The sequence below is a fragment of the Mesorhizobium sp. M7D.F.Ca.US.004.03.1.1 genome (assembly GCF_003998635.1).
GTDB classification, from domain to species: domain Bacteria; phylum Pseudomonadota; class Alphaproteobacteria; order Rhizobiales; family Rhizobiaceae; genus Mesorhizobium; species Mesorhizobium loti.
In genome coordinates this window covers 1-7,330 of record NZ_RZQG01000237.1, presented here as the reverse complement: position 1 = coordinate 7,330, position 7,330 = coordinate 1, and the positions used below count along the sequence as shown (strand labels likewise).

General features: G+C 62.3%; 9 protein-coding genes. 2 read left to right on the top strand and 7 right to left on the bottom strand.

The window, feature by feature from the left end; genetic code table 11:
* Window positions 1–80: 80 nt before the first annotated feature.
* The 3 genes from EN935_RS15435 to EN935_RS42065 all read right to left on the bottom strand — a co-directional run bounded on the left by EN935_RS15435 (window position 81) and on the right by EN935_RS42065 (window position 1,120).
* Window positions 81–359 (bottom strand): hypothetical protein, encoded by a 279-nt coding sequence (locus EN935_RS15435; protein ID WP_109661480.1) that lies wholly within the window; start codon window positions 357–359, stop codon window positions 81–83.
* Between the two features lie 108 nt (window positions 360–467).
* On the bottom strand, window positions 468–773 hold the full coding sequence (locus EN935_RS15430) for an NAD-binding protein (protein WP_127265386.1): 306 nt from the start codon (window positions 771–773) through the stop codon (window positions 468–470).
* Window positions 740–1,120: an NAD(P)-binding domain-containing protein gene (locus EN935_RS42065; RefSeq protein WP_245468989.1), complete on the bottom strand. Its 381-nt coding sequence runs from the start codon at window positions 1,118–1,120 to the stop codon at window positions 740–742. The genes EN935_RS15430 and EN935_RS42065 overlap by 34 nt, the downstream gene beginning before the upstream one ends.
* Here EN935_RS42065 and EN935_RS42060 point away from each other — a divergent pair.
* Both EN935_RS42060 and EN935_RS15420 read left to right on the top strand, forming a co-directional pair.
* The gene (locus EN935_RS42060) at window positions 1,114–1,368 is read left to right on the top strand and encodes an FAD-dependent oxidoreductase (protein WP_245468990.1); all 255 of its coding nucleotides are present in this window, start codon (window positions 1,114–1,116) and stop codon (window positions 1,366–1,368) included. The genes EN935_RS42065 and EN935_RS42060 overlap by 7 nt on opposite strands.
* Window positions 1,369–1,706: 338 nt before the next feature.
* Window positions 1,707–3,269 (top strand): GMC family oxidoreductase N-terminal domain-containing protein, encoded by a 1,563-nt coding sequence (locus EN935_RS15420; RefSeq protein WP_127265384.1) that lies wholly within the window; start codon window positions 1,707–1,709, stop codon window positions 3,267–3,269.
* 120 nt (window positions 3,270–3,389) lie between these two features.
* On the opposite strand, the gene EN935_RS15415 is transcribed toward EN935_RS15420, so the two are convergent.
* From EN935_RS15415 to EN935_RS15400, 4 genes are all read right to left on the bottom strand, one after another.
* Window positions 3,390–4,916, bottom strand: a complete 1,527-nt coding sequence (locus EN935_RS15415; RefSeq protein WP_127265383.1) for an aldehyde dehydrogenase family protein — start codon at window positions 4,914–4,916, stop codon at window positions 3,390–3,392.
* The gene (locus EN935_RS15410) at window positions 4,916–5,722 is read right to left on the bottom strand and encodes a creatininase family protein (RefSeq protein WP_127265382.1); all 807 of its coding nucleotides are present in this window, start codon (window positions 5,720–5,722) and stop codon (window positions 4,916–4,918) included. Before EN935_RS15410 ends, EN935_RS15415 begins: the two co-directional genes overlap by 1 nt.
* Complete coding sequence (locus EN935_RS15405) at window positions 5,719–6,693, bottom strand: ABC transporter permease (RefSeq protein ID WP_126068101.1); 975 nt, start codon at window positions 6,691–6,693, stop codon at window positions 5,719–5,721. Before EN935_RS15405 ends, EN935_RS15410 begins: the two co-directional genes overlap by 4 nt.
* Window positions 6,694–6,706: 13 nt before the next feature.
* On the bottom strand, window positions 6,707–7,330 hold a 624-nt coding region (locus tag EN935_RS15400), incomplete at its 5' end, for a Gfo/Idh/MocA family oxidoreductase (RefSeq protein ID WP_164771146.1).

Below are 7,330 nucleotides of genomic sequence, written 5' to 3'. Positions count from 1 at the left end.
ACCAACATATCTATTTAGTATCGCTGGGTTATGGCGTGATCGCGGAAGAGGTTCAGGCGGGATCCGGGTCTCGCGACATCTTAGAATCGATCATTCGCCGCCGTGAATCTGGCATGTGCGAACAGGAGAGACGGGTTACGCTCCAGCCGCACGATCGTGGGAGGCTTTATGTGGATCCTTTGGTTCTCCGCGAAGGCCATGGCAAAAGATTTCAGCACAAAAGAGTAGGTGCGCTCCTCGTCGCGTTCGATAATGCGCACGAACCATTCGCCCTCGGCCTCAAACACCTCAACTCGGGTTGCCAAAGGCCCGCCGTAGCCGGTTAGATAGCCGCGCATGTCGCGCTGTGGACGAGCCACTGCTTTCCTCCTGTGTGACAAAATATGCAACTATGCTAATGAAGATACGCTTCGTGTCGCATTAAACTATGAGGTAGTTCACACGGATTTTCGACTAACCGCGCACGCCTATGGGCTTAAGCAATCGTGTGTGACACGTCCGCGTTGCTGTCTGCAGCGCTTTCTAAATGTGGCGCGGGTCACGCCGGCAGCCGTTTGCCCGCCGGCCAGCGATGCAAGGTCGAATTCGACACCAAATCGAACTGAAGTGCTGTTGCGGCCGCTCGAGGCGTTGATGACGTCGATCATCACCTTGGGATCGAGGCCCGCCTTGACGCCCATCACGACCGCTTCGGATGAGATCGCAAGTGCTGCCGCCGCAAGCAGGTTGTTGGCAAGCTTCATGGTCTGGGCGGAGCCCTGAACCTCGCCCATGAAGAATATCCGGCCGAATTCTCGATCACCGGCCTTGCCATTTCGAAGGCAGACTTCGGTCCCGACACCATGACGGCGAGCGTGCCATTGCGCGCGCCCTTCAACCCTCCGCTGACGGGCGCATCGATCATGGCGATGCTCCTGGCTGAAAGGCCTTCGGCAACCTTGGCGGCCATTCGCGGACCGGTCGTCGAGATGTCGACGAAGATGCGAACCGCCTTGCCCTCGGCGATGCCGCCGTCGCCGAGCACGACCTTTTCCAGGATCTGCGGGCTGGGCAGGCTGGCAAAGACGATCTCCGCAATATCGGCAACATCGCGCGCACCAGCAGCGCGAGACGCTGGCAACCGTCAGCCATATCGCAAAGCGCTGGGCGGGCCTGCGCTCCTTCGTGGCCGACCAGGCGCCCGTGCTGGGGTACGACGCTGCGGCGCCCGACTTCTTCTGGCTTGCAGGTCAGGGCGGTTATGGAATCATGATGGCCCCGGCCCTTGGCCGTGCCGCAGCCGACCTGATTGTTTCGGGATGCCTGCCTGCTGACCTGATCGCGAATGGACTATCCGAAAGGGATATTTCGCCGGCGCATTTGGCGTAGCCGTGGTCGGCTTCCTGATTCGGGTTCGATCCGGCGGTCATGAGTTGACCGATCGAACCCGCTCGGAACGAATTTTGATGCGTTCCATGGGTCCGGCGGTACATCGATCTCCTCACGGGGTTGACAGACAAAAGGAGCATTTCTGGCGGGTTCATATACGAAATCATATTTACATATAAAACAAATCATGGTGATCTTGCCGTCGTGCAATGGCGGCTAAATCGGTTCCGGCGTCCGTCGCTGAGCCTGAATGCCGGCAGATGATGGTGCACAAAGTGAAATCAAAATGATGTCGCGGTCAAGCCAGCCGTGCATTGGTCGGATCCGGGGAGTGCGGCATGCCCTTTGATGTCATCGTTGTCGGAGCCGGCGCCGCCGGGGCTGTTCTTGCCGCCCGGCTAACCGAAGATGCGGCCACGACCGTGCTTTTGCTGGAAGCGGGGCCGGACTACCGGAGCGGCGAGCAGCCTGCCGAGATGGAGAGTCCAAATCCCTTCAACCTGCTGCTTCCTGATCATTTTCAGCAACAATACATGTATCCCGACCTGATGGCTCGCCGCACGAAGTGGCAGGAGCATCGGGTCTACTGGCGCGGCAAGGGGCTTGGTGGTTCGACGGCCGTCAATGGGCAGATTGCCATTCGCGGCGTGCTGCATGCATTCGACCGCTGGGAGGAAATCGGATGCAAGGGCTGGTCGGGAGCCGACGTGCTGCCCTTCTTCTGCCGCCTGGAGGATGACCCGATCGCGGCCAATTTTCACGGCAGCGATGGCCCGATTCCAATCTACCGCGCGCCCGTCGAAAGCTGGGGGAGTGTCGACAAGGCCATGCGGCAAAGCGCGATGGCTCTCGGCCATCCCTGGCATGACGATCTCAATGCTCCGGACGCTGAAGGGGCTTGCACCTATCCGATCAACAGTCGAGACAGTAAGCGCGTGTCGGTCAATGACGGCTATCTGGAAGCTGCCCGCGACCGGCGGAACCTCACCATCATCGGGCAGGCGACGGTCGACAAGGTGCTTTTCGATGGCAAGACGGCGATCGGCGTTTTGGCCATCGTGGCCGGTCAGGTTCGCAAATTCGAGGCGCCGCTGGTCATCCTCTCGGCCGGCGCCATCCACTCTCCGGTCATCCTGCAGCGCTCGGGCATCGGCCCGGCGGCTCTCTTGAACCGAAAGGACATCGAGGTGCTTGCCGACCTGCCGGTCGGCGAAGGATTTTTCGACCATCCTTATTGCCGCATCGAACTGAAGCTGAAGCCCGAATTCAAGGCGACCGATGTCGATGCGCGGCATACCAACTGCTGTGTGCGGATGAGTTCCGGCGTGCCGAGTGCCGAGCGCGACGACATTCTCTACGTCGCCATGAACCATGGCGGCATTGGTGTGGAATCCGACAGCGCCCAGTTCGGCGAGGCCATGGTCAATCTGATCCTGATGGAGGCCAAGAGCCGCGGCACCGTGCAGCTGCGCTCCGCTAATCCCTTCGACCAGCCGATCGTGGAAGAGAACATGCTGGACGATCCGATGGATATTCAGCGCATGCGTATCGCCTATCGCCACCTTGGCGAGATTGCCCGGCAGGCGCCGATCCAGGAGATCGCCGAGCGCGTCCTGCTGGGGGATTCCGATCTGCCTTTGTCATGGCTTGAAACGGCAAGTGACCAAGAGGTCGACAATTTCCTGCTGGCGCAGTCTTCCGATGCGCAGCATGGGATTGGCGGCTGTTGCATGGGACGGCCCGGCGAGGCCGTGGTCGATCCGGAATGCCGGGTCTACGGTTTTGAAGGGCTGCGGGTTATCGATGCGTCGATCATGCCGCTCGATTGCCAGGCAAACACCAACCTCACCTCGATCATGATTGGCGAGAAAATGGCCGACAGGCTGCGCCGATCCATCTGACAGCTCGCTGCCGAACGGCATACGGGCGCGAGGGCAGGCCCGCGCACAAAAGCATGATGCCGAAAAGTGCGAAGCGGTTTTCGGACGACATCATGCGGCTCTAGGCGCGGGCGTTGGGTGTCAGCGAGTGACATCCACGGTGATCGTCTTCAGGTCGCACATTTCCATCAGCGTGTGCCGACCCCCGGTGCGACCGAGGCCGCTCTGCGTCCCGGCTGCGCCGCCGGCAGGGATGTGCGGCTCCCAATAGCAGCTCATCTCGTTGATGTTGACGATGCCGACCTTCAAGCTTTCAGCATAGGCAAAGGCATTCTTGATGGCGCTGGTGAAGACCGCGGCCGACAGGCCGTAGGGGCTGGACGCCGCAAGTTCCATCGCCTCCTCGTCGGTCTCGAAGGTCAGCACGGGTGCAATCGGCCCGAAGGATTCCTCGATATTGAGCAGGCTTTCCCGGGTCAGTCCTGTGACGATCGACGGCTCGAAATAGAGATTGGTGGCAAAACCTGATGCCACATTGCCGCCGGTGACGATATCGGCGCCACGCGCGCGGGCGTCGGCAATGTGGCTGAGCACCTTGTCGACGGCCACCGCATTGTTGATCGGACCCATCGTGGTCGCGGGATCGAAAGGGTCGCCCATTTTTACCTTCGAAGCCGCTTTCACGAGACCTTCGATGAAACGGTCATGGATGGATTTGTGCACCAGCACGCGTTCGGTGGCCGTGCAGATCTGCCCGGCATTGGCAAAGCAGCCGGCTCCCACCTGAGCGGCGGCCATGTCGATATCGGCGTCGGCCAGGACGATGGTCGGACCGTTGCCGCCCATTTCGAGCAGAAGCGGCTTGCCCGCGCCACGCCGGGCGATCGTCGCGCCGGTGGCGGAACTGCCGGTGAAGCCGATGGCATGGGTGCCCGGATGAACGACCGCCTCGTCGCCCACCTCCGCACCGTCACCCAGAACGAGATTGATGACGCCATCCGGCAGGCCCGCCTCGATGAAGCATTCGACAAGTGCCGTGGCAATCAGCGATGTCGTCGGCGCGGGCACCCAGACGACGGTGTTGCCCGTTGCGACGGCCGGTCCGAGATAATAGAGGCAGGGCAGGGCGAGCGGGAAATTCCAGGGCGTGATGATGGCGAAGACGCCCTTCGGCTGCAGGAAGCTGAAGGCGCGCTTGTTGGCATCGGCAAGCGGAAACGCCGCCGTCTCCAGCCACTTCATCTGCTCTGCCGCATTGCGGAAACCCAGAGCTGCTGCCGAGGCCTCGGCCTTTGCCTCGCTGTGGAAGGGCTTGCCCTGTTCCAGGCAGAGCAGGCGCGCCAGTTCCTCGGCGCGCCTGTCGATCGCGTCGGCAATGCGCATGCACAGTTGAGCGCGCGCGAAGGTCCCCATCTTGCGCATGGCCTCGCGTGCGCCTTCGGCGGCTTTCACCGCGCGGCCGACATCGGCGCGGGTGGAAAGTGAGAGATAGCCGAGATGCTCGCCCGTCGATGGGCTGTCGATTTTCAGGAACTTGCCGGAGCTGCCGGCAATCCACTCGCCGCCGATGCGGTTGATGCCGATGCGGGCGGCTGCTTCCGGCTCCGAGACGATCGCCATGCCGCGAAGGTTGGGACCGTCGAGAGAAGATTTGAAATGAACTGTCATCATGCGTTCCTTTGGCCGAATTCGGATTGGATGTTCAAAATGGCAACGCGGCTGCGCTCCACGGCTGCGATGAAAAGTCTGCTGCCGGCCTCTGCGCTCGCCTGCGATGGCGTGCCGATGACGCCGTTGTCGCGGATGGCTTCGAAACGGCGCCAGACGGTGACGGCCGGCGCGGCGTAAAGGTGAGGATCCGGCCAGGATGGCGGGGTGCCGCCTTGCGGGATGAGATCGCGGCGAACGCTGACGCCAAGCACATGCATCATCAACGACGTTTCAAGCGCGCAGGCATGACCAGTGCCCGTGGCGGCATCGGGCAGGGCCTCCGCCGCCACGTCGGCGATGAGATCGAAATACGAGAAACCCGCCGTGACGATGCCGCGCTGGCCAAGGGTGGTGATCGCCACCTGGATGGCGGCGCGGTTTCCGCCGTGGCCGTTCAGCATGACCGGCAGGAAGCCGTCTTCGGCAAGGCAGGTGCAGAGATCGACAAGAACGGCGATGAAGGTCTGCGGGCTGAGGCTCATCGTGCCGGAGAAGGAGCGATGATGCTCGGACGAGCCATAGGCGACAGGTTCGGCGACACGGATGGAGGCCTGTCCTTCCGCTGCGGCAAGAGCAACCGCTTCCGCAAGCCAGCAATCGACGCCGAGCGGCAGATGCGGGCCATGTTGCTCGACGGCGCCGAGCGGCAGAATGACGACGGGTTTATGCACGCCGGCTGTCGCGTGTCTTTCCGTATCCGGCGAGGTCATCAGCGCAAAGCTGGACCCGGGCGGGATCGGCAAGGCCGGAACTGGCTCGCTCATCGTGCGGCCTCGACAAGCCGGGCCTTGGCGTAGGTCATGCCGGAATCGGCCAGAAGAGCGACCATGATGATTGCCCCCTTGTAGAGTTCGAGGCTGGAAGGGTCCGTGCCGAACACCCGAAGCGCCGTCGTCAGCAGGCTGACGATCAGCGCGCCGACGACCGCGCCCCACACCGTTCCCCTGCCGCCGAAAATACTGGTGCCGCCAAGCACGGCCGCGGCGATCGCGTCGAGAAGCAGCGAGGTGCCGCCGATATTGGGCGTCACGACCGGTACCCGGCTGATCATGATCACAGCCGTCAGGAAGACGAAGGTACTGGAGGCGCAATAGACGAGGATCGTGTGTTTCCTCACCGGGATGCCGGCAAGTTCCGCGGCTCCGGCATCCGACCCGAGCGCATAGGTACGCAGCCCGAAGCGGCTGTGCCGCATCAGGATTGCTGCGACGGCGATGATCAGCAGCGTTGCGAAGATGACGTTGGGAATGCCGAAGCTGCGCTCGATGCCGACAGCGCGGAGCGTCGGATCCTTCAGCATCAGGACGCCTTTGGAGGCAACGGCAAGCGTTGCGCCCTGCAACGCGACCATTGTGGCCAGCGTCGTCACGAATGGTGGTATTTTCAACAGGGCAATAACGGCGCCGTTTGCGAGGCCGATCACGACCATCACGGCAAGGCCGATGAGAAGGGCAAGCGGCAGGCCGGCACCGCCGTCGATCAGGCTGGCGATGAAGACGGCACAGAAGGCGACGCCGACGCCAGCGGACAGGTCGATGCCCGCCGTCAGCAGAACGATCAGGGCGCCAAGCGCCAGGATGGCGATCGGGGTCGCCTGTGCGACGATGTTGATGAGGCTGGCAGTCGAAACGATGCGGGCGTCGATGAGCGCGAAGATCGCCAGCAGGATGACCAGCAGGATCAACGGCGAGAGATCGAGAAAGCGCCTGCACCAGATGTTCTGTTGGCGGGTCATGACGGTTCTCTCATCAGATGTGCCAGTCTTCGACCGGTTCGCGCAGGCCTGATTTGACGCTGCGCAGGATTGCATCGTTGACGGCGACGGCGCGCAGGGCATCGCCGACCGGCATCACGAAGGGGGTGTCGTCGCGAACCGCCGAAATGAAATGATGGACCTCCTCGAAGAGATCCCCGGTGATACGGCCATTGACGGTCGGCCAATGCAGGGCGTCGGGCTGCGACCACTGTCCCCGCGACAGAATGCGCAGACCGTGGTCGCGCACGTCGAGGTCGATCATGCCCTCGGTGCCGATGATTTCCGTGCGGGCCCAGATGCCGGTCGGAGCGGTCGATGGCAGCGTCCAGCCGAAGTAGAGCTGTCCGCTCATTCCGTTCGACAGCTCGACGGTGGAGAAGATTGCATCTTCGGATCGAACCCCGAGCGAAGGCATGAGCTTGGCGACCGGGCGGGAGTAGACGGCGATGATGTCCGAACCCGAGATCCACTGCAGCGCATCCACGTCGTGGACGCCGAGGTAGAAGCAGACGCTCGAGTTTCCGTTCATGCGAAGACCAACTTCGCGATTGGTGAAACGGCCGCTGCTGCCGTGGATCGGCTCGCCGATCCGCCCGGATTTCACCGCTGCCGCGGC

Coding starts and splice junctions, on each gene's coding strand:
- EN935_RS15430 (WP_127265386.1), bottom strand. CDS start 773: ATGGGCGAGGTTCAGGGCTCCGCCCAGACCATGAAGCTTGCCAACAAC.
- EN935_RS15410 (WP_127265382.1), bottom strand. CDS start 5,722: ATGAGCGAGCCAGTTCCGGCCTTGCCGATCCCGCCCGGGTCCAGCTTT.
- EN935_RS15405 (WP_126068101.1), bottom strand. CDS start 6,693: ATGACCCGCCAACAGAACATCTGGTGCAGGCGCTTTCTCGATCTCTCG.
- EN935_RS15420 (WP_127265384.1), top strand. CDS start 1,707: ATGCCCTTTGATGTCATCGTTGTCGGAGCCGGCGCCGCCGGGGCTGTT.
- EN935_RS15415 (WP_127265383.1), bottom strand. CDS start 4,916: ATGACAGTTCATTTCAAATCTTCTCTCGACGGTCCCAACCTTCGCGGC.